Genomic DNA, 21,317 nt, shown 5'->3' on the forward strand with positions numbered 1-21,317 from the left:
CATAAAATAGCGATGTTCGATTGGTTTTTCCTATTCTGAAAAAAAGCGCGGCCTGATATGACCGGTACGCCCTGCAGCCCTGTCAGCCGGTAAAGGCCGGCCACAGGCAAGTGCGTGATTATCAGGCCGCCTTGGCTTCGACGCTCGGAACAGGAGAAACGAGTGCTCTACCTACTGTCCCTGATCGCCCTGGCTGCAGTTGCGGCGCCCGGTCTGACGCGCCTGCTGGGCGCTCGTACGGGCTGGCTGCTAATGCTGGCACCGCTGGTGACCTTCATCTGGTTCGTTCAACAAATCCCGCTGATTGCCGGCGGCGAGGCCATCGTGCAGAGCATGAGCTGGATTCCGGCCCTGGGTATCAACCTCAGCCTGCGCCTGGATGGCCTCTCATTGCTGTTCGCCCTGTTGATCAGCGGCATCGGCAGCCTGATCGTGCTGTACGCCGGCAGCTACCTGTCCAGTCATGTCCATCTCGGTCGCTTTCACGCCTACTTGCTGGTGTTCATGCTGGCGATGCTCGGCCTGGTGCTGGCCGACGATCTGGTGGCGATGTTCGTGTTCTGGGAACTCACCAGCATCGCCTCCTTCCTGTTGATCAGCTTCCAGCATGAAAAAGCGGTATCGCGCAGGGCGGCACTGCAGGCCCTGCTGATTACCGGCGGCGGTGGGCTGGCGCTGCTGGCAGGCCTGATCCTGCTCGGCGGCGCCACGGGTAACTGGCAGTTTTCCAGCCTCAGCGCCGAACAGATCGAAGGCCATGTGCTGCTACCGGCGATCATTGCCCTGGTGCTACTCGGCTGCTTCACCAAATCGGCACAGGTGCCCTTTCACCTGTGGCTGCCCAACGCGATGAATGCACCGACGCCGGTGTCGGCCTATTTGCACTCGGCGACCATGGTCAAAGCCGGCATCTACCTGCTGGCCCGCCTGAACCCGGTGCTTGGCGGCTCCATCGGCTGGGGCACCCTGCTGATCACCTTTGGCGCTGCAACGGCGGTGCTCGGCGCCTTCCTCGCCTTCCGCCAGACCGATCTCAAGCGCCTGCTGGCCTACACCACGGTCACCGTACTCGGTCAGTTGACCATGCTGATCGGCACCAACACCAGCTACGGTCTACAAGCGTTCGTGCTCTATCTGGTGGCGCACTCTCTGTATAAAGGTGCGCTGTTCATGGCGGTCGGCGCCATCGATCACGCCACCGGCACCCGCGAGTTGGCGCGCCTCGGCGGTTTAATCCGCTTCATGCCGCTGACCGGTGCAGCGGTGGCGTTGGCGGCGTTCTCCAACGCCGGCCTGCCGCCGTTCTTCGGCTTCATCGCCAAGGAGTTCAAGTACAGCGGCCTGATCGAGATGGGTCATATCGGCTGGGCTGTGACCCTGGTGATGATCCTTACCAACGCCCTGCTGTTCGCCGCGGCATGTCTGGTGTTCTTGCAGACCTTCCTTGGCAAGCGTGGCGACTATCCGCGCGCGCCTCATGAAGTCGGTCTGCCGATGTGGCTGGGGCCGATGCTGCTGGCCGTCGGAGGCTTCCTGCTAGGCGCCTGGAACGCCTGGCCGGAAACCTGGCTGGTGCACAACGCGGTGCAAGCCGTGGCGCGCGGCCCGGTGGATGTGAACCTTTATCTGTGGGGCGGGATCACCCCGGCACTGCTGGCCAGCTTGCTGACCGTATCGCTGGGGGTACTGTTCTATGTGATGCGCGACCGCGTGCGGCAGCTGCTGGACAGCGCCAACGCGGCCTGGAACGTCAGCGGTGACCTGATCTGGGATCGCCTGCTCAAGCGCGTCTTCCACCTCGCCGGGCTGCTCGCCGCGCGCTTCCAGCACGGCTCGCTGCGCCAGCATCTGGTGCTGTTGGCGCTGGCGGTAGGCGGCCTGCTCGCGGTCGGCCTGTTGCCGGCGCTGCCCCAGTTGCTGCAAGGCAGCTACAGCCCGATATCACCGCTGGGGTTGGCCGGCTGCCTGCTGGCACTGGCCGGTGGCGTGGCGGCTGCGTTCCTGCCTGGTCGCCTGACCTTGCTGGCGGCGCTCGGCGCCTGTGGCCTGGGCCTGGCACTGGTGTTCGTCTCGGTCAACGCGCCGGACGTGGCGATGACGCAGTTGATGGTGGAAACCCTCACCCTGATTTTCCTTGCCCTGGTATTTCGCAAGATGCCCACGGTACCGGCCAGCGGCGCCCGCGCGCCCTGGAAGCGCCGCCTGCATGCCAGCGTGGCGATTCTCTTCGGCCTCAGCGTGACCGGCGCCCTGCTGCTGGCGGTGAGCCTGCCGCTGCCGGGCGAAATCGCCCAGTGGTATCAGGCCAACAGCCTGCCGGGTGGTCATGGCCACAACGTGGTCAACGTGATTCTGGTGGACTTCCGTGCCTTCGATACCCTCGGTGAAATTCTCGTGGTCGCGCTCTCCGCCCTTGCCGCGGCCAGCCTGCTTGGCAGTGGCCGACGCTTCGGCAACGAGCACGGCGGTGAAGATGCCTTCACCTCGCCGCTGCTGCGCCAGGGCCTGCGCCCGCTGGCCTGGCTGATGCTGGCGGCCTCGCTGCTGCTGCTGTGGCGCGGCCACAACCTGCCGGGCGGCGGTTTCATCGGCGGACTGGTGGCGGCCTGCGGCCTGATCCTGCTGGTGCTGACCTATGGCCACGGGCAGATTCGCCGTGTGCTGCCGGTGGCACCCGCGCAACTGATCGGCATCGGCCTGGGCTGCGCGGCAGGCGCCGGCATCCTCGGGCTGATCGCCGGCAGCGCGTTTCTCACCGGTCTCTGGACCTTCCCCGGCGGGCTGCCGCTGGGCACGCCTTTGCTCTTCGATATCGGCGTTTTCCTCACCGTGTTCGGCTCCGCCCTGCACATGATCGACAAGCTCACGGGAGTTCGCCACTGATGGAATGGCTCGCTGCAATCACGACCGGAGGCCTGGCAGGTCTGGGCCTGTGGATGCTTCTGGACCGCAACCTCAAGCGCGTCGTGCTGGGTGTGGTGGTATTGGGTAACGCAATCAACCTGGGCGTTCTCACCGCCGGGCGCTTCTTCGGCGAGCGTCCAGCCTTCGTCGAGGCCGGCAATACGGTCGACGCCGCCAACCCACTACCGCAGGCGCTGGTGCTGACGGCGATCGTCATCGGCTTCAGTCTGTTCATCTTCGCCCTGGCGCTGCTCAAGCGCACCCGCGAATTGCATGGCGACAAGACCACCGACTCGGTCAGCTCGATCACCGAGCAACCGGCGCCGGACTGGCACGACAGCGAGCATGAAAGCGACGGTGTGGAGGCTCGCCGATGAACCACGCGTTACTCGTTGCACCGATCCTCGTTCCGCTGTGCAGCCTGCTGCTGGCGATCATCCTGCGTCGCCACCTGCTAGCTGTACGTGTGCTCAGCCTGAGCGGTGCCGCCCTGCTGCTGGTAGTGGGCCTGGCGCTGGTCTGGCAGGCCGCGCAGGGCGTGGTGCTGACTGGTCAGGTCGGCGGTTGGCAGGCACCGTTCGGCATCAGCCTGGTGATCGACCGGCTGTCGGCTGTGATGATCGCCATCAGCGCCGTGGTCGCCTTGGTGACCTTGCTCTATGGCGTTGCCAAGGACAACGACAGCAAGGTCGGCCGTGACTTCCACCTGTTCATCCAGGGCCTGCTGACCGGCATCTGCGGCGCCTTTATCACCGCCGACATCTTCAACCTGTATGTCTGGTTCGAGGTGCTGCTGATCGCCTGCTTCGCCCTGATGGCCCTCGGCGGTGGCAGCCGCCGACTAGCCGGCAGCATGACCTACGTGGCGCTCAACCTGTTCGCCACGCTGATCTTCCTGCTCGCCGCCGGCCTGGTCTACGGCGCCAGCGGCACGCTGAACATGGGTGAACTGGCGGTGATCATGCGCAGCGGCGAAGCGCCGCCCGGCGTCACCCCGGCGCTGCTGCTGATGTTGCTGTCGTTCTCCATCAAGGCGGCGCTGTTCCCGGTGTTCGGCTGGCTGCCGGCCACCTACCACGTAGCCCTCACCGCCGTGTCAGCAATGTTCGCCGGGCTGCTGACGAAGGTCGGCGTGTATGCGCTGATCCGCCTGGTGACCCTGCTCTGGCCGGAATACGGCCTACCCCATCAACTGCTGCTGTGGGTCGCCTGCGCCACCATGCTGGTGGGCGTGCTCGGCGCGGCGGCGCAGACCGAGGTGCGACGCATCCTGTCGTTCCATATCGTCAGCCAGGTCGGCTACATGATCCTCGGCCTGGCGCTGGCCACGCCGTTGGCGCTAGCCGGTGCGGTGTTCTACCTGATCCACCATATCGTGGTGAAGGCCAACCTGTTCTTCATCGGCGGCCTGGCGGCGCGCATCTGCGGCTCCGAACGGCTGGCCGACATGGGCGGGCTGTACCGACGCATGCCCTGGCTGGCGCTGCTGTTCGCCATTCCGGCCCTTTCGCTGGCGGGCATCCCGCCGTTGTCCGGTTTCTGGGCCAAGTTCCTGCTGGTCAAGGCCAGCCTGGATGCCGCGGCCTGGTGGGCGGCCGGCATCGCCCTGCTAACCGGCGTGTTCACACTGCTGTCGATGAACAAGATCTGGAACGAGGCTTTCCTCAAGCCTCATCCACAGGGTGAGGAGGCGCTGCAAGTGGTCACCGGCATGCGTCCGGCCTGGCTGGGCATGAGCGCCCTGGCGGTGATGACCGTGCTGATCGGCCTGGGCGCCGGCCCGCTAATCGACTACGCCGTGGCGGCCGCCGCGCAGCTCGCCGATCCGCAGGCCTATCTGCAACCTTTCGCCAGCGCAGGAGATGCCTGATGTTGTTTCTCATCCATCTGCTGGCCAGCGCCGTACTGGCCTGGAGCCTCGGCGCCGGCCATTTGGGCGGCGGCCTGCTGGCCTTCGCCCTGCTCTACCTGCTGGTGCGCCTGCTGGGCCTGATGGTCGCGCGCCTGCGCCGTTACGCACGCAGCCTGGAGCATGGCATCAGCTTCTGCCTGTGGTTCATCGCCCAGGTGTTCCTTGCCACCTATCACGTCGCCACCCTGGTGCTGGCGCGTCGGGTCGACGTAGAGCCGGCGATACTGGCCTACCCGGTCACGCGACGCGAGGTGGGCAAAGTGACGCTGCTCGGTACCCTGCTGACCCTGACCCCCGGCACTCTGGCCCTGGATTACGACCCGGAGCAGGGCCTGCTCTATATCCACGCCCTCGATGCGCGCCGCCGCGAGGACGTGACCGACATTCTCATCGAGCTGGAACGTCGCCTGCTGGCCTGGTTCGACGCAGGCCAAGCAGAAGGAGTAACGCCATGACCCTGCATCTTGCCGGCGCCGCCTGGGTACTACCCCTGGCTGCAGTCTTGCTCGCGCTGAGCGGTTTGATCAGTCTGTATCGCCTGCTGCGCGGGCCGAGCCGCCCGGATCGTGCGGTGGCGATCGATGCCCTGACCCTGCTGGCTGTCGCGGCCATGGCACTGCTGTGCCTGATGCGCGGCGAGGCACTGTTCGTCGACGTCGCGGTTTTGCTGGCGCTGGTGTCGTTTCTCGGCACGGCGGCTTTCGCCTTCCTGTTCGATGACGCTCACAGCCAGATGCCGGAAAAACGCGAGGAACGTCCATGAACGAGATCCAGGCCTGGCTGGCCTCGCTGCTGGTACTGAGCGGCGCACTGATTTCCCTGCTTGGCGCGATTGGCGTGCTGCGCCTGCCCGACAGTTACAGCCGCATGCATGCGGCGAGCAAGGCCGGGGTTCTCGGCGCGGTGCTGCTACTTGGCGCAGTAGCCCTGGCCAGCAGCGGCGAACTCGCCCTGGAAGCCTTTCTCGGCCTGCTGATTCTGCTGGCCAGCGCCCCGCTGGCTGCGCACGCCATCGCCCGCGCCGCTCACCGCGCCGGCATTCGGCCAACGCTGGGCCGTTTGGGCGATCAGCTGGAGCAGCGTAACAAGGGCGGCGAATAGGCCTCAGTCGATCTGCCGGCGAAACGGCGGCAGAGCATTGAGAATCGCCTTGCCATAGCGCTGGGTAACCACGCGCCGGTCCAGCAGAGTGATGGTGCCGCGGTCGGCCTCGGTACGCAGCAAACGACCACAGGCCTGCACCAGGCGCAGCGAGGCATCCGGCACGGCGATTTCCATGAACGGGTTGCCGCCGCGCGCCTCGATCCACTCGGCCAGCGCCGCCTCCACCGGGTCGTCCGGAACAGCGAAGGGAATCTTGGCGATCACCACGTGCTCGCAATAGGCACCGGGTAGATCGACGCCCTCCGCGAAACTGGCGAGACCGAACAGCACGCTCTCCTCGCCCGAGTCGACACGCGCTTTATGCTTGTTCAGAGTCTCCTGCTTGGACAGGTTGCCCTGGATGAACACGCGCTTGCGCCAGTCGCGGTCGAGGCCATCGAACACGTCCTGCATCTGCTTGCGCGAGGAAAACAGCACCAGCGAGCCGCGGCTGCCGGCGACGAGGCCGGGCAGGTCACGGATGATCGCCGCGGTGTGCACCGCGGCCTCGCGCGGATCGGCCTTCAGATCCGGCACGTGCAGCAGGCCGGCGTCGGCATGATGGAAGGGGCTCGGCACGATGGCGGTGACCGCCACCCTGGGCAGCCCGGCGCGCATGCGATAGCGGTCGAAGGTGCCCAGCGCGGTCAGCGTGGCGGACGTCACCAGGCAGCCATGGGCGACGTTCCACAAATTGCGGCGCAGGGTCTCGGCGGCGAGGATCGGGCTGGCATTGACCTCGATGTCAAACAGCGCACCGCTCTCGGCCAGGGTCAGCCAGCGCGCCATCGGCGGGCTCTCTTCCGGGTCTTCAGCGGTGAAGGCCAGCCACAGCTCCCAGTTGCCCTTGGCGCGTGCCATCAGGCTACCGAACAGCGGATACCACTCCTCGGCCTGGTGACTGGCGATGCCCACGGCACCCTCGCCATCCATGGCCTCCTTGAGCAACTCGGTAACGCTGGTGAACAGGTCGTTGAGTTTTGAGAAGCCTTTCTTCAGCTCCAGCCCGAGTTCGGTCAGATGTTCCGGCACCACCCCACCGACGAAACGATGGCGCGGGCGCTCGCGCCCTTCCATGTCCTCGCCGGCCTTGAAGTCGGCGACCTCTTCGCAGGCGCTGAACATGAACTGCTGCTGGGTCTTCAGCTCGCGTGCCAGCTCCGGCACCTGTTCGATCAGGCGGCCGAGATCGCCAGGCAAGGGATTCTGCGCCAGCAACTTGGTCAGGTTCTTGTCGATCTGCGTGAGCCAGTCGGCGGTCGAGCGCAGGCGGGTGAAATGAGCGAAATGGCCAATGGCCTTGTCCGGCAGGTGGTGGCCTTCGTCGAACACATAGATGGTCTCGCGCGGGTCGGGCAGCACTGCGCCACCGCCCAGGGCCAGGTCAGCCAGGACCATGTCGTGGTTGGTGACGATCACGTCGACCTTACCCATGCCTTCGCGTGCCTTATAGAAGGCGCATTGCTGGAAATTCGGGCAGTGGCGATTGGTGCACTGGCTGTGGTCGGTGGTCAGTTGCGCCCAGCGGCTGTCTTCCAGCTCCTGTGGCCAGCTGTCGCGATCACCGTCCCACTTGTTGCCAGCGAGCTTCTCGATCATCGCAGTGAACAGTTTTTGGCCCTGCTCATCGACGTCGATGCGAAAGCCTTCTTCCTCGAACAGCTGGGCGGTGGCGCTCTGCGCGGCGCCGTCCTGCAGCAGATGGTCGAGCTTGGACAGGCACAGGTAACGGCCACGGCCCTTGGCCAGGGCGAAGCTGAAATTCAGCCCGCTGTTACGCAGCAGATCCGGCAGATCCTTGTGCACGATCTGCTCCTGCAGCGCCACCGTGGCAGTGGCGATCACCAGGCGCTTGCCCGCCGCCTTGGCGGTGGGGATGGTGGCCAGGCTGTAGGCCACGGTCTTGCCGGTACCGGTGCCCGCTTCCACCGCCACCACGGCGGGGTCGCCCACGCGCTTGCCCTCGTCGTCGCTGCTGATGGTGCCGAGCACCTTGGCAATCTCGGCGATCATCAGGCGCTGGCCGTAACGCGGCTTGAGCGACTTGGCCTCGAGAAAGCGCGAGTAGGCGCCCTGGATCTGGGTCTTGAGTTCGGTACTGAGCATGGATTCTGAAACGAAAAAGGCTGGATAAATTTTCAGTATTCGCGGAGCGGCCGCTATCATAACGCGCCAATCGATCCGGCGCAGACTCGCATGCCAATCGAATGCCGCGAACTGCCAAACGGCCCACTGGAGACGCTACATGACACCCTACGCACCGCTTTACGCACTGCACCTGCTGGCCGCTGTCGCCTGGGTCGGCGGCATGTTCTTCGCCTGGATGATCTTGCGCCCAGCTACGGTCGAAACGCTGGAACCGCCCGCGCGCCTGCGCCTGTGGCTGAGCGTGTTCAAGCGCTTTTTCGTCTGGGTGTGGCTGGCGGTGCTGGTCCTGCCCCTGACCGGCGTCGGCATGCTGCACATGAGCTATAGCGGCTTCGACGCCGCACCGCGCTATGTGCACATCATGATGGGGCTGTACCTGGTGATGCTCGCCCTGTTCCTGCGCATTCAGGCGCTGCAACTGCCGGAGCTGCGGCGCGCCGTGGAGGCTGAAAACTGGCCAGCCGGCGGCGAGGTTCTGGGACGGATTCGCAGGGTGGTGGGCAGCAACCTGCTGATCGGTCTGGCGCTGATGACGCTGGTGGCCATGCGCCCTTCATTCTGATTGGCGAGGCTGCCTTCGCCTGCAGTGAGCGAACGAAGGCAGCAACCTTTAGAAGCGGAACACCTGCACGGCGCCGCTGCTACCTGCGGCACCTTCGCGCCCTGGCTGGCCAGGCTTGCCATCGGCAGCGCCGTCCACGCCGTAGAGCAGGCAGCCCTTGGCCGCGCCGCCGCGGCCGGGGCGCCCCGCCGAACCAGCAGCGCCGCCGGCGCCGCCGTCGAGCAGCACCTGCATACGCTCGACCTCGACATAGTGCGGCACCTCCAGCGTCACCTGGCCGCCGGCAGCGCCGTCGTGGCCATCGGTGCCATCCTGCCCATCGTAGCCCGCGCTGGCCTGGCCCCAGGTGCAGCCACCCGGCTGGCCATGCGCGCCATCGAGCCCGGCATAACCCGGCGCGCCCTGGCCGCCGCGTACATCCAGCGTCAGCGATTCGAATGTCAGCTTATGCAGCTTGAGGCTGATCTCACGCCCCGGCGTCGCTGGCCGGGTATAGGTACCGGCGGCGCCCTTGGCGCTGATCCAGGCGCCGGCACCGATATCGGCGTCCTCGACGACGAGACGCAGCGGCTGATCGCCCGGTGCCACGCCGATGCGGGCGTCGCGCCCCATCAGCAGCTCGCCGATGCGTAACTCGGTCACCGTCGCCGGAATCATCAGGGTCGCCTGATCCGCCACTTCCAGCCGTTCGAGCTGCAGGCTGCTGCTGGCAACGGGCAGGCGCATCAGCGTATTGGACGGCACCTTGACCTGGGCATCTGCCAGCGCGGTACCGGCGCACAGACAAAGCAAAAACGCGAGATTACGCATGCGCAGCCTCCTCGATAGTCGCAGTAGTGACAGTAGCGGGCTGTTGCACCGTCTTCAGCGGATACAGGTGGAAGATGCCGAATAGCAGCACCTGTATACGGTCCAGCCAGGGACTGGCGCGACCGGACAACAGGCCGGAGAACAGCCACAACTGCGCGCCATGCAGCAGCGCAAGGAAGGCCGCGAGCAGGTAGACCAATTGCTCGAATGGAGTTCCCAGACGTTTGGCCAACGCTGCCCCGAACACCAGCCAGAAGACCAAGGCCAGCGCCTTGCCCATGATCAACAGTGCTTTCATCCCCGCCCTCGTGCTCGGTTTTTCTAATAGCGCAGCACGTTAACCGGTCGCAGCGAGGACCACCAGAGCGAAGGATTATTTTCCATGACTTGGACGTATCGCCTTGCGAAAAACGGCGCAGTCAAACCGAATGAGCCGGACTGCGCCGCCCTGCTTCAACGGGAAACGTGCAACTCCACACGGCGATTCTGCGCACGTCCGGCATCGCTGCCGTTGTCTGCCACCGGCTGGCTCTCACCCTGCCCTTCGCTACTGAGCTTGCCGGCGGGCACGCCCTGGGCGATGAGAAAGTCGGCAACACTGCGTGCGCGACGCTCGGACAACCCCTGGTTGTAGGCATCGGAGCCGACGCTATCGGTATGCCCGACGACCCTGACCGCGACCAGGCTGGTGCCAGCCAGACGTGTGCTGACTTCGGCGAGCAGGCGCTGAGCATCGGCAGTCAGCTCGGCCGAGTCGAAGGCGAACAGCACGTTGCCCAGCTCGCTGAGGACGATGACCTCATCCTCTATCTGCGGCTCCATCGCCGGCTCGGCCGCTACACTGGCCGGATATTGCGGCAATGGACAGCCGTTATGACCTACCGCTGTACCTGCAGGCGTGCCGGGGCAGCGATCACGGCGGTCGAACACACCATCGCCATCCTCGTCACCGTCCTGCGCATAACAGATGATGGTGCCCAGCAGAGCGCCGGCTACCGCGCCGCCTGCTGCCCAGGCCGAACTCTCGATTGCACCGAGGCCGCCACCAGCCAAGGCTCCAATCGCACTGCACAGGGGCCAGTTCCCCTGGTTGAGCGGCGCGTCTCCCGTACTGGAAGTCGTGGCACAACCCGAAAGAACACTGCTGACCAGGAGAAAGGGTAAAACCCTCGAAAGCGCAATTCTCATGGCGGTGTCTCCTGTGATACCGGCATGTTGCCGGCATCACAGGAGTAAAGACGGCACCAGGGCTACACACAAGAAAAGGCCCGACCGATGGAGAACCGGCCGGGCCTTTGCGGTTGACGCCTTCGTGCAGCCAAGCGCCTTACGGCTGAGCTTCGACCTCGGCCTCTACGCGACGGTTGATCGCACGGCCATCGGCATTGGCGTTGTCGGCAACCGGGCGGCTCTCGCCATAACCCACCGCCTGCACACGCCCGGACTCGACACCGTACTGGTTGACCAGAACGTCACGAACAGCGCTGGCGCGGCGCTCGGACAGGCCCTGGTTGTAGGCATCGCTACCCACGGAGTCGGTATGACCTTCAACCACGGTGCTGGTCTGCGGGTACTGTTTCATGAAGTCAGCCAGGGCTTTGATATCACCATAGCTTTCCTGCTTGACCTGCGACTTGTCGAAATCGAACTTGACGTCCAGCTCGACGCGCACGGCTTCGGCTGGCTCGGCCACGGCGACTTCCTCGACCATCACGACTTCTTCTTCGACAACGGCAACCTGCTGAGCTTCGGCACCATGTACCCAGCAGTACGCGGCAGCCATACCGGCACCCACCAGCGCACCACCACCGGCCCAGGTAGAGCTTTCGATCGCCCCTAACGCTGCACCACCCACACCGCCTACAGCTGCGCAGGTGGGCCAGTCGGTTTTCTGCAGGCCGGCACAGCCGGTCAGCATGGTACTAGCCAGAATCAGGGGTACTGCGTTCCTTGTGATACTCATACTTTAGGTCTCCAATGTTCATCGGCCCATAACCGACTCAATAGTAGTAAAGACAGGAGTTGTACAATCCGCCAGCTATAGCCGCTTCTGCGGATAATTTTCTCTCACTCTAGGCCTGATCCCGACACCACGTTAGTCTTTGCAGACTTTTCGAGGAAGTTCGATGACCGCCAGCCTTAGCACCCGTACTCCACAGCAGGCCATTGCGGCACTGCTTGCCCGTTACACACCCGAGAAACTGCTGTTGCTCGGGGCTAGCGAACTACCCGCAGTCAGCGCCTTTCATAGCGCCCATCCGCAGTGTCAGGTCACCACTGCACCTGCTGCACCCCTGGCGCCCGAACTGGCCGCACAGCGTTTCGACCTGGCGATTCTGGTCGACTGTCTGGAGCACTTACCCAAACGCGATGGATTGCAGCTACTGGGTGGCATTCGCAACCTCAACGCCAGCCGGGTCGCCGTGTTGCTCGACCTCAAGGCAGCGGATTGGCAGGAAACCGACCTGTTCGCCCTGGCCATGCAGGCCAGTGAGCAGTTCCAGCGCGAGGGACAGACCCTGCATCTGTTCACCTATGATCTGCTCGATTACAAGCAAGTTCCCGACTGGTTGAACGCAAAGTTCTGGGCCAATCCACAAAATTTCGGCAAATACTGGTGGTAGAGCGATGAATCCACTCGATCCCAATTGCCCCTGCGGCAGTGGCAACCCGCTGAGTCAGTGCTGCGGCCACTATCACGCAGGCACTCACGCGCCCAGCGCGGAGCTACTGATGCGCTCGCGCTACAGCGCCTATGTATTGGGCCTGGTGGACTATCTGGTGGCCACCACCCTGCCCCACCAGCAGCATGCGCTCGATCGCGAGGCCATGGCTGCCTGGAGTGCGCAGAGCACCTGGCTTGGCCTGGAAGTGGAAGGCAGTGAAGTGTTCGGCGGCCAGCCCGAACATGCGCAGGTCACCTTCGTCGCCCACTGGCACGACGAGCAGGGCGAACATCGTCACCGCGAATGCTCCGCCTTCGTTCAGGTGGACGGACGTTGGTATTTCCTCGACCCGACGGTGCCGCTGAAGGTCGGACGCAATGACCCCTGTCCCTGCCAGGGCGGCCAGAAGTTCAAGAAGTGCTGCGCGCCTTACCTGAACGGCTGATTGGCGTTAATCGCGCTTTCTGCTTGAGTTGAATCGTCCTGCGGGGACGCTCAACAAGGAGAAAGTCATGCACAAGAAAAGTGGTATCGCTCTTATCCTGGCCAGCCTGCTGATTGGCTGCGCCAACCAGCCCGGTGGGCTGCAAGGGGAAACGCTGGATCTGGGGGAAAGCCAGCGCGTCAGCCGTTTGTTCGCCTATCCGAACAACTGCAGCGTGATCTGCTATCGCGACTGGACGCTGGAACAGACGGTGGAACATTACCTGCAGCAGAGCCTGACGCGTGATGGCTACCCTCAGGCCAGCGTGCAGGTCACGCGCAACGGGGATCGCGTGCACGCCCACTTCACGGGCACGCCAGCCGAGTACGGCAAACCCCTGCTGCAATTGCTCGATGCCGGCGACCTGGCCTATCAGGGCGCCACTCAACTCAATCGTGACGGCAAGTGGCAGTACAACTGGTACTTCTTCCTGCCATTGGGCATGGCACTGGAGAACCGCAAGAGCGTCGAGCTGCTGCACTTCCCGCCGGATTATTCACTGACCCAGGCCCAGGATTACCTGCGTTCGAGTACCACCGACCGCTGGGCCGCCTTGCTCAGCTACAACGGCATCGCACCCGAGCAGACGCCGGCCTATCAGACCATCGTCGACATCGCCCCCATCGCCGCTCCGGCCAGTGCTGGCAGCGCTCTGGAAGGCGTATATGGCTACTTCAACAAGTATCAGCAGCGCATGGTCAGCGAACTCAGTGCTGGTTCGGACAATGCCAGCCTGCCGATGGTCGCTTTCGGCAGCCCGGTGCGCAGCTGGATCAAGCAGCAATACGGGGTAAACCTGCCGGTGCTGGGTCTGGGCCAGATCGACGCAGGCGCCGGCCGGCAGGTTTCCGTACTCGGCGCCAACCATCCCAGCTATATCTGGTACGCCGCCGATCCGAGCAACAACAAAGGCAGCCAGGATGCGGCCGACGCGGCGGGGATCAAGGTCATGGGGCAGGACCTGAGCGCGGCCTGCTGGCAGGCCGGCATGGGCCAGCAACCGACGCGCGATGCGGCGCAAATGCTCAGTAGCTGCAGCCAGAAATGGCAGGTGACGGAGACGCAGCAAACCTGCGAACTGTTTTTCATCAGCGTGCGCAATCTCAAACCCGAGGAGGCGCAAGCCATGTGCAAGGCGGGCTAGCCGCGCTCAACGCAGAAACGCCGTGGCTGACTGTGCAGCTCACGGCGCCGCCAGCGGTCATTCCTGCAGTTTCAGATGCGAGGTGTCCGGCGCGGGTGCCGGAATCGCGGACTTGGCCTGCCCCATATCGCTGCCCACCGGCGCCAGGCTGAATTGCGACAGGTCGACCCGCGGCGCTTCGGCGTCGGGTCTGGCGTCCTGCAGATCACTACCTACCGGAGCGATGCCGAAATCCGGCGCATCCACCTCGCTGAACGCCGCCATGTATTCATCACGCGGCGCGACCTGCAGCCGCCCGGGCCTGGTCGCAACTGGCGCAGCCACCGGAGCAGGCATCGGCTCGGCTGGTGGCGGAGGCGCGAGTTCGACCTCCTCGATCAGCATGTCCATATCGACGACCTCGACACGCGCACCGGCCCGTTCGAGGGTCGTACGGTATTTCTCTGCGGCAGTGGCGTCGAGGTTGTTCTTGATCACGATGCGGCGCCCGGAGAACAACTGGGTGATACGCTGGGCATCGGCCTGGAACAGCTTGGCCAGATTGGCCTTGACCAGTTCTGGCTGGGCTCCCGGCACCAGTTGCCCGGAGAAGGCGATCTCGTAGCGACTCATGGTCACACTCCTGTCCTATACGCCGCTCAGTATGGCGCAGGTTCTCTTGCCCCGACACTGCAGGCTTCTCATCCATGCAATCACGAACACCTACTGCACAAAACTGCGACGTTATCACCCTGAAAATAATACTTGCTCACCCGTTGCAGCCGAGCGCTTGCTTGTTACACTGGGCTGCAATGGGGGTATGAAATGTTTTCTCAGGCGCAAATGATAAGAATTATCAGCCTATTGATGTTTTTCGGCCTGCTTTCAGGCCTGACAGGATGCTCCACCTGGATGACAGGTGACTTCAAGGACCCGGACGTCCAACTCATCAAAGTTGATGTGATCAAGGCCAGGCTGCTCGAACAGGAGTTCAGCCTGCGCTTTCGAATCGACAATCCCAATGGCGTCAGCCTGCCGGTGCGCGGGCTGAACTACAATGTTCATCTCAATGGCATCCAGCTTGCCGAAGGCCACTCCAATGAGTGGTTCACCGTGCCCGCCCATGGCCATCACACCTTCGATGTGCCGGTACGCACCAACCTCTGGCGCCACGTGCGGCAGATCGTCAAGGCGCTGGAAAAACCCGACGAACCGATTCGCTACAGCCTCAAGGGCCAAGTGAAAACCGGCATGTTGTTTGGTCGCAGCGTGCACATGGCGCGCAATGGAGAGATAATTCCCGGCGATTTCATCTCCGAATAACCAGCATGAGTAACACCATGAGCAACCAACCCCACATCCACGGTCCCGACTGCAACCATGACCACGATCATCACGATCACGGCCATGTACACGGTCCGCACTGCAACCACGCCCATCAGGAGCCGGTACGCAACGCGCTGAAGGATGTCGGCCGCAACGACCCATGCCCTTGCGGCAGCCAGAAAAAATTCAAGAAGTGCCACGGCGCCTGAACCGCGCATGGATGCCATGGCCCTCATCCTGCTATTGACCGGCCTGCTGCTGATCGCAGCGCTGGCGGCCTATGCCTGGCACCTTTGGCGCCGTGTATGGGCCAACCAGCGCGCTCGCGACGAAGCGCAGCAGGAGCGCCAGCAGCGCCTCGGTGGCGATCTGAATATCCTCGCCAGCAGCCTGCTCGACGAGCAAGTGCCGCTGATAGAAGGCGCCATTCGCATCAAGGTGCTGCTCGACAACTACGACAGCAGCCTGAGCAATGACGGCCGCTGCCAGGTGTTCCACCTGCTCTACGAAGCCACCGCCGACGTGCCCACCCACGCGGCCTGGAAAGCCCTGGACAAGGCAGAGCGACGTCGCTTCGAGAAGCGCTTCAACGAGCTGGAACTGCAGCACAAGGCCGCCGCACGCATCGCCGCGCGCTGGTTGCTGGACGAGGGGCTCAACGGGTCTCAGGCAAACGCCTGAGGCCTCTTGCCAGGCTCCATTAGCCTCTTTACCTTGGCGCCTTTGTGGCCGGTTGCTATGCGATCGGCCTCGCCTGTTCGCACACCAAGGAAATTCGCCATGCGCACGCTGGCCTGCCTGACTCTCGCTGCTTCCCTGACCGGCCTTGCCGGCTGCCAGTCCCTGCTCAACAGCCGTTATGCCGATAGCGTGCCGCCCACCCGCGGCGTCGAGCGCATTCAGGGCGTGGCCGAGAGCGCATCGGTGCGACGCAACGCCCTTGGCATGCCGCTGATCGAGTCGAGCACCTTCCACGACGCCCTGTTCGCCCTGGGTTATGTGCATGCCGGTGACCGCCTCAGCCAGATGGTCGGCATGCGCCTGCTGGCCCAGGGCCGCCTGGCGGAAATGGCCGGCCCCGGCGTGCTGGAAATGGACCGTTTCATGCGTGCGGTGGACCTCAGGAAGAGTGCGGAAATTCTCTATGCCGACGCCTCGCCGCGTCTGAAACGTTTCTTCGAGGTCTATGCGCGCGGCGTCAACGCTTACATGTTCCGCTACCGTGATCGCCTGCCGATGGACCTGGCCGAATCCGGCTACCGCCCCGAATACTGGAAGCCCGAGGACTCGGTGCTGCTGTTCTGCCTGCTCAATTTCGGCCTGGCGGTGAATCTGCAGGAAGAAATCGCGGCGCTGACAATGGCCCAGCAGGTGGGCGCCGACAAGCTGCCCTGGTTGCTGCCGATCTACCCGGACGAACCGCTGCCCTTCGCCGAGGCGGAGAAGCTCGCCGGCCTCGACCTCAAAGGACAGTTGCCCGGTCTGCAGGCGATTTCCCGCACGGCAGCGCAGATCGCCGAGCAACACATGCTCGGCGTCGCCGCCTCGAACAACTGGGCCATCGCGCCGCAACGAACCCGCGGCGGCAAGAGCCTGCTGGCCAACGACACCCACCTGCCGCTGAGCATGCCGTCGCTGTGGAATTTCGTGCAGATCCGTTCACCCAAGTACCAGGCTGCTGGCGTGTCACTCGCGGGCGTACCGGCAGTAGTGGCCGGCTATAACGGCAAGCTGGCCTGGGGCATGACCATGGTCATGGGCGACAATCAGGACATTTATCTGGAACGCATCAAACGTGAAGGCAGCCGCCTGATGTACGAAGCAGACGGCAAGTGGCTGCCGGTTGCCGAACGTCAGGAAACCTTCTTCATCCGCGGCCAGCGGCCGATCCGCGAGACGCTGTACGAGACCCGCAATGGCCCGCTGCTCAACTCGGTGCTCGGCGAACGCAAGCACATGCTGCAACCTCTGCCGCTGCAGAGTGGTTACGGTCTGGCGCTGAAGACCACGCAGTTCGAGCGTGACAAGAGCCTCGACGCCTTCTTCGACCTGTCGCGTGCGCAGTCGGTGGACCAGGCCTTCGAGGCCGCGCGTGAGATCCGCGCCATGCCGCTCAATATCGTTTTCGCCGACGCCCAGCACATCGGCTGGCAGGTCACCGGTCGCTACCCTAATCGCCGTGAAGGTCGCGGCCTGCTGCCCTCCCCGGGCTGGGACGAGCGCTACGCCTGGGACGGCTTCGCCGACCCGATGCTGCACCCCTACGATCAGGACCCGCCGCAGGGCTGGCTGGGCACCGCCAACGAACGCAGCGTACCGCCAGGCTATGGCATGCAGCTGTCGAGTTCCTGGTACTACCCGGAGCGTGCCGAGCGCATCGCCGAACTGGCCGGCAACGGCCGTCACGATGGCCGCAGCATGATCGCCATGCAGTACGATCAGACGTCCCCCTTCGTCGTTAAGCTGCAGGCCATGTTCAACGACCCGGCTATGCACGACTCGCTGCGCCAGGCCATCGCGGCGCTGCCGGCTGGTCAGCGCGCACGTGCCGATGAAGCACTGAAACGCCTGCTCGCCTTCGACGGCAAACTCACCGCCAGTTCCGCCGATGCCGCCATCTACGGCGCCTTCCTGCATGAAAGCGCGCGGCAGATCTTCCTCGACGAGCTGGGCCCGGAAGACAGCCCGGCGTGGCAGGCGCTGGTACAAACCGCCAACACCTCCTATTCGGCGCAGGCCGACCATCTGCTCGGCCGCGCCGACAGCCCGTTCTGGAACGACATCCGCACCCCCGAGCAGGAAGATAAACCGTCCATCCTCGCGCGCAGCCTGGCCGCCAGCATCGAGCTGCTGGAAAGCCGCCTGGGCACTGAGCGGCGTAACTGGCAATGGGGCAAGCTGCACAGCTATGAGTGGGTGACCGATACCACGCGCATGGCCCCCTACATGAGCGCCAGCCAGCGCACCAGCATCAACGCCTTGAAGGGTTATCTGGATCGCGGCCCCTATCCGGCAGGCGGTGATCACAGCACGCTGAACGTCTCGGCCTACGCCTGGGGCGAGGATTTCAACACCTTCCTGATCCCGGCAATGCGTATCGTGGTGGATTTCGCCGCTGACGAGCCGCTACTCGGCGTCAACAGCTCGGGCCAATCCGGTAACCCGGCCAGCCCGCACTATGCCGACGGCATCGAGTCATGGCTCAAGGGCGGCTACATGAGCTTCCCGTTCAAATCGGAAAATCTGGACAAGGTCTACGGCAATCAGCGCCTGCTGCTGATGCCGGGCAAGTGATGACCGTTCGTCGGGCGGCGCTGAACCATTCCCGCAGCGCTCGACTCTGAGTAATCGACTTACTCCATCGATCATCGTTTAAGGCGCCCCTGGCGCCTTTTCTTTTGCCTGCAGAAAAGGTGGCATTTTTGCATCACTGACTGAACTTTCTCACCGAAGCAGGCTCAGAACCTATGCATCGGTTGAAATGCTCCCCTGGCGCCTCTGGCGCCTATTTTTTTGCCCGCATTATTCCCACCCTGGTCGCTACGGATAAACGAAGGCTCCTAGGCCAGCAGGTTGCGGTCGAAGACGAACACTTCGGTCGCCAGCGGGCGATGCTCCAGCAGGTTTTGCGGTCGCCCCATCTTCGGGTAGTTCTTCTCGCCGGTCTCACCGATCCAACCCTGGGTCTTCATCCGCTCCAGCCGTCCACGCAAGGTGGTGTGCTGTACCGGCTCGCCCAGGCAAGCCTGGAATGCCGCCAGCGCTTCGGTCACGGTAAAGCGCGGCGCCAGCAGATACAGCGGCAGCGAGCTGTAAACCGACTTGCCGCGCAGACGCTCGGCCGCCAGACGCACCAGTTGCGAATGATCGAATGGCAACGCCTGCTGCGCGGAAGTGACGGCGGCCAGTTCGACGAACTGCAGATTCTCATCCTGCGGCACGACGTCAGGCGCCAGCAGCGCCAGGTAACAGGTGCTCAGCGACCAGCCACGCGGATCACGCACGCCGTTGCCCACCGTCGTCACCTGTTCCAGGTAATGCGGTTGCAGACGCGCCTTGTCCGCCAGGGCACGAGCGGCGGCGGCATCCAGGCTGGCATCGGCGCAACGACCATTGACCAGCACGCCTGGCAGCGCCCACTGTCCCATATAGGGCTCGCGCTGGCGACGCAGCAGCAGCACCTGCAACGTCCCCTCTTCGCTCAGGCGCAGGGCGACGATATCCACCCCGGCCAGTACTTCCACTGCACTCATCCTTCCATTCGCCTCCGTTATGGACTTATTTCATCTTGACCAATAATTCGCTTTCTTTCACGCAAGAATTGGTAAAAACGCTTGACTACATATTTCATCAGATGAAATATGTAGTCACCCAAGCGCAGTAAGGAGGCGCACCATGAAGATCGCCAGCTTCGACGTCGACGCCCAGAAAGGCTTCACCCCACTTTGCCCCAATGAGCTGCCAGTCCCCGAGGGCGACGCCATCGTCCCGGCACTGAACCAGCTGGCAGCGCGCGCTCAGTTGCGCATCGGCAGCAAGGACGCCCATAGCCCGCAAGCCGCCTGGGTGGTGCCGGACCACGCGCAGATGCTGCAAGCGCTGCCGCTGGCCAATGCCGACCTGACCTGGGTCAGCCACTGCGTGCCCGGCACTCCCGGCTTCGAACTGCTCGACGACCTGCCGGCGCCGCTGGACTATGACTTCTTCGTGTGGAAGGGCGTGGAACCCGACCTGCATCCTTACGGCGCCTGCTACCACGACCTGGCCGAGAAGCGCAGCACGGGCGTGATCGAATTTCTTCGGCAAAATGGCGTCGACCTTGTATTGGTCGGCGGTCTGGCGCTGGACTACTGCGTCAAGACCACCGCACTGCAACTGCGCCGCGCCGGCTTCGAGGTGATCGTGTATCTGCCGGCCTGCCGAGCCATCGCCAGCGAAACCGCCGAAACTGCCTGTATCGCCATGGGCGAGCACGGCATCACACTTGCCGCCAGCCTGGAACAGCTGGACAGCGTCATAGCCAAGGAGAACCTGCGATGAGCGAGAGCATCTTCGCCGACCGCACCGTGCAAAACCTGCTGGATACCGATTTCTACAAGCTGACCATGATGCAGGCGGTGCTGCACAACTACCCCAACGCCGAGGTGGAATGGGAGTTCCGCTGCCGCAGCAGTGAGGATCTGACGCCTTACCTGGCCGAGATTCGCTACCAGATCGAACGCCTGAGCGAGCTCAGCCTGAGCGTCGATCAGCTCGCCTTCCTCGAAAGCATCCCCTTCATCAAGCCGGACTTCATTCGCTTCCTCAGCCTGTTCCGCTTCAATCTGCGCTATGTGCACACCAGCATTGAAGACGGCCAGTTGAACATCCGCCTGCGCGGCCCCTGGCTGCACGTGATCCTCTTCGAGGTGCCATTGCTGGCCATCGTCAGCGAGGTGCGCAACCGCTATCGCTACCGTGAGGTGCTGCTGGAGCAGGCTGCCGAGCGTCTGTACGAGAAGCTCGACTGGCTCAAGGCCGAGGCTTCGTCGAGCGAACTGGCAGGTTTTCAACTGGCCGACTTCGGCACCCGCCGGCGTTTCTCCTACCGCGTGCAGGAGCAGGCGGTGCACATCCTCAAACGCGATTTCCCCGGGCGCTTCGTCGGTACCAGCAACGTGCATCTGGCACGTGAATTCGACCTCAAGCCCATCGGCACCATGGCCCACGAGTGGCTGATGGCGCACCAGCAGCTCGGCCCGCGCCTGATCGACAGCCAGATCGCCGCGCTGGACTGCTGGGTGCGCGAGTATCGTGGCCTGCTGGGTATCGCCCTGACCGACTGCATCACCATGGACGCCTTCCTGGCCGACTTCGACCTGTACTTCGCCAAGCTGTTCGACGGCCTGCGCCACGACTCCGGCGACCCGCTGGTGTGGGCGGAAAAAGCCATCGCCCACTACGAGAAACTGGGCATCGACCCGAAGAGCAAGACCCTGGTGTTCTCCGACGGCCTCGACCTACCCAAGTCGCTACGGCTCTACCGTGCACTTTCCGGGCGAATCCACGTAAGCTTCGGGGTCGGAACCAACCTGACCTGCGACATCCCCGGCGTCGAGCCGATGAACATCGTGATCAAGATGATCGCCTGCAACGGTCAGCCAGTGGCGAAGATTTCCGATACCCCCGGCAAGACCCAATGCCGCGACGAGAACTTCGTCCATTACCTGAAACACGTATTTCGCGTGAACCAGTGAGGA

Annotated in this window: 22 protein-coding genes and 1 pseudogene; 16 read left to right on the forward strand and 7 right to left on the reverse strand. The window is 63.7% G+C overall.

The window, feature by feature from the left end:
- Positions 1 to 162 precede the first annotated feature (162 nt).
- From mbhE to mnhG, 6 genes are read left to right on the forward strand one after another with little or no spacing between them, the layout of a single operon-like run.
- Positions 163 to 2,883, forward strand: coding sequence for a hydrogen gas-evolving membrane-bound hydrogenase subunit E (gene mbhE / locus B2U07_RS05135; RefSeq protein WP_296276137.1), 2,721 nt, complete (start codon positions 163 to 165; stop codon positions 2,881 to 2,883).
- Positions 2,883 to 3,281 (forward strand): sodium:proton antiporter, encoded by a 399-nt coding sequence (locus B2U07_RS05140; protein ID WP_197855281.1) that lies wholly within the window; start codon positions 2,883 to 2,885, stop codon positions 3,279 to 3,281. Before mbhE ends, B2U07_RS05140 begins: the two co-directional genes overlap by 1 nt.
- Positions 3,278 to 4,774: a proton-conducting transporter membrane subunit gene (locus tag B2U07_RS05145; protein ID WP_275544467.1), complete on the forward strand. Its 1,497-nt coding sequence runs from the start codon at positions 3,278 to 3,280 to the stop codon at positions 4,772 to 4,774. Before B2U07_RS05140 ends, B2U07_RS05145 begins: the two co-directional genes overlap by 4 nt.
- Positions 4,774 to 5,271, forward strand: coding sequence for a Na+/H+ antiporter subunit E (locus B2U07_RS05150; protein ID WP_275544466.1), 498 nt, complete (start codon positions 4,774 to 4,776; stop codon positions 5,269 to 5,271). The genes B2U07_RS05145 and B2U07_RS05150 overlap by 1 nt, the downstream gene beginning before the upstream one ends.
- Positions 5,268 to 5,579: a monovalent cation/H+ antiporter complex subunit F gene (locus B2U07_RS05155; RefSeq protein WP_275544465.1), complete on the forward strand. Its 312-nt coding sequence runs from the start codon at positions 5,268 to 5,270 to the stop codon at positions 5,577 to 5,579. The genes B2U07_RS05150 and B2U07_RS05155 overlap by 4 nt, the downstream gene beginning before the upstream one ends.
- Positions 5,576 to 5,917, forward strand: a complete 342-nt coding sequence (gene mnhG / locus B2U07_RS05160; protein WP_275544464.1) for a monovalent cation/H(+) antiporter subunit G — start codon at positions 5,576 to 5,578, stop codon at positions 5,915 to 5,917. Before B2U07_RS05155 ends, mnhG begins: the two co-directional genes overlap by 4 nt.
- A gap of 3 nt (positions 5,918 to 5,920) precedes the next feature.
- Here mnhG and dinG read toward each other — a convergent pair whose 3' ends face one another.
- A complete protein-coding gene (dinG, locus tag B2U07_RS05165; protein WP_275544463.1) occupies positions 5,921 to 8,065 on the reverse strand; it encodes an ATP-dependent DNA helicase DinG in 2,145 nt (714 codons plus the stop codon).
- 139 nt (positions 8,066 to 8,204) lie between these two features.
- Between dinG and B2U07_RS05170 the strand changes: the two genes are divergently transcribed.
- Positions 8,205 to 8,669 (forward strand): CopD family protein, encoded by a 465-nt coding sequence (locus B2U07_RS05170; protein ID WP_275544462.1) that lies wholly within the window; start codon positions 8,205 to 8,207, stop codon positions 8,667 to 8,669.
- 48 nt (positions 8,670 to 8,717) lie between these two features.
- Here the strand turns inward: B2U07_RS05170 and B2U07_RS05175 are convergent, their stop codons facing one another.
- The 4 genes and pseudogenes from B2U07_RS05175 to B2U07_RS05190 form a co-directional block, all read right to left on the reverse strand.
- Complete coding sequence (locus B2U07_RS05175; protein ID WP_275544461.1) at positions 8,718 to 9,479, reverse strand: collagen-like protein; 762 nt, start codon at positions 9,477 to 9,479, stop codon at positions 8,718 to 8,720.
- Positions 9,472 to 9,777 (reverse strand): DUF1145 domain-containing protein, encoded by a 306-nt coding sequence (locus B2U07_RS05180; protein WP_275544460.1) that lies wholly within the window; start codon positions 9,775 to 9,777, stop codon positions 9,472 to 9,474. The genes B2U07_RS05175 and B2U07_RS05180 overlap by 8 nt, the downstream gene beginning before the upstream one ends.
- 155 nt (positions 9,778 to 9,932) lie before the next feature.
- A complete protein-coding gene (locus B2U07_RS05185) occupies positions 9,933 to 10,667 on the reverse strand; it encodes an OmpA family protein (protein WP_275544459.1) in 735 nt (244 codons plus the stop codon).
- Positions 10,668 to 10,806: 139 nt separating this feature from the next.
- Positions 10,807 to 11,160 (reverse strand): annotated as a pseudogene (locus B2U07_RS05190) (OmpA family protein); the annotation flags it as partial.
- Positions 11,161 to 11,605: 445 nt separating this feature from the next.
- Here B2U07_RS05190 and B2U07_RS05195 point away from each other — a divergent pair.
- The 3 genes from B2U07_RS05195 to B2U07_RS05205 all read left to right on the forward strand — a co-directional run bounded on the left by B2U07_RS05195 (position 11,606) and on the right by B2U07_RS05205 (position 13,773).
- Positions 11,606 to 12,103: a DUF6231 family protein gene (locus tag B2U07_RS05195; RefSeq protein ID WP_197855272.1), complete on the forward strand. Its 498-nt coding sequence runs from the start codon at positions 11,606 to 11,608 to the stop codon at positions 12,101 to 12,103.
- Between the two features lie 4 nt (positions 12,104 to 12,107).
- Complete coding sequence (locus tag B2U07_RS05200) at positions 12,108 to 12,590, forward strand: YchJ family protein (RefSeq protein ID WP_275544458.1); 483 nt, start codon at positions 12,108 to 12,110, stop codon at positions 12,588 to 12,590.
- Positions 12,591 to 12,657: 67 nt separating this feature from the next.
- The gene (locus tag B2U07_RS05205; RefSeq protein WP_275544457.1) at positions 12,658 to 13,773 is read left to right on the forward strand and encodes a hypothetical protein; all 1,116 of its coding nucleotides are present in this window, start codon (positions 12,658 to 12,660) and stop codon (positions 13,771 to 13,773) included.
- A 57-nt stretch (positions 13,774 to 13,830) separates the two neighbouring features.
- Here the strand turns inward: B2U07_RS05205 and B2U07_RS05210 are convergent, their stop codons facing one another.
- Positions 13,831 to 14,385, reverse strand: a complete 555-nt coding sequence (locus B2U07_RS05210; RefSeq protein WP_275544456.1) for a hypothetical protein — start codon at positions 14,383 to 14,385, stop codon at positions 13,831 to 13,833.
- A 192-nt stretch (positions 14,386 to 14,577) separates the two neighbouring features.
- Between B2U07_RS05210 and B2U07_RS05215 the strand changes: the two genes are divergently transcribed.
- From B2U07_RS05215 to B2U07_RS05230, 4 genes are all read left to right on the forward strand, one after another.
- Positions 14,578 to 15,075, forward strand: coding sequence for an LEA type 2 family protein (locus B2U07_RS05215; RefSeq protein WP_197855268.1), 498 nt, complete (start codon positions 14,578 to 14,580; stop codon positions 15,073 to 15,075).
- 17 nt (positions 15,076 to 15,092) lie between these two features.
- Positions 15,093 to 15,287, forward strand: a complete 195-nt coding sequence (locus B2U07_RS05220; protein WP_197855267.1) for an SEC-C metal-binding domain-containing protein — start codon at positions 15,093 to 15,095, stop codon at positions 15,285 to 15,287.
- Between the two features lie 7 nt (positions 15,288 to 15,294).
- Positions 15,295 to 15,759 (forward strand): DUF2489 domain-containing protein, encoded by a 465-nt coding sequence (locus B2U07_RS05225; RefSeq protein WP_197855266.1) that lies wholly within the window; start codon positions 15,295 to 15,297, stop codon positions 15,757 to 15,759.
- A 99-nt stretch (positions 15,760 to 15,858) separates the two neighbouring features.
- Positions 15,859 to 18,372, forward strand: a complete 2,514-nt coding sequence (locus B2U07_RS05230) for a penicillin acylase family protein (protein ID WP_275544455.1) — start codon at positions 15,859 to 15,861, stop codon at positions 18,370 to 18,372.
- Between the two features lie 266 nt (positions 18,373 to 18,638).
- On the opposite strand, the gene B2U07_RS05235 is transcribed toward B2U07_RS05230, so the two are convergent.
- Entirely contained in the window at positions 18,639 to 19,331 is a 693-nt protein-coding gene (locus tag B2U07_RS05235; protein WP_275544454.1) for an NUDIX domain-containing protein, read from the reverse strand.
- Between the two features lie 142 nt (positions 19,332 to 19,473).
- Between B2U07_RS05235 and B2U07_RS05240 the strand changes: the two genes are divergently transcribed.
- Together B2U07_RS05240 and pncB are read left to right on the forward strand one after the other, a co-directional pair.
- A complete protein-coding gene (locus B2U07_RS05240) occupies positions 19,474 to 20,118 on the forward strand; it encodes a nicotinamidase (protein ID WP_275544453.1) in 645 nt (214 codons plus the stop codon).
- Positions 20,115 to 21,314, forward strand: coding sequence for a nicotinate phosphoribosyltransferase (gene pncB / locus B2U07_RS05245; RefSeq protein WP_275544452.1), 1,200 nt, complete (start codon positions 20,115 to 20,117; stop codon positions 21,312 to 21,314). The genes B2U07_RS05240 and pncB overlap by 4 nt, the downstream gene beginning before the upstream one ends.
- Positions 21,315 to 21,317: the final 3 nt, after the last annotated feature.

Origin of the sequence: Pseudomonas sp. UBA7530 (assembly GCF_002479365.1) — a bacterium.
Taxonomy (GTDB): Bacteria; Pseudomonadota; Gammaproteobacteria; order Pseudomonadales; family Pseudomonadaceae; genus Aquipseudomonas.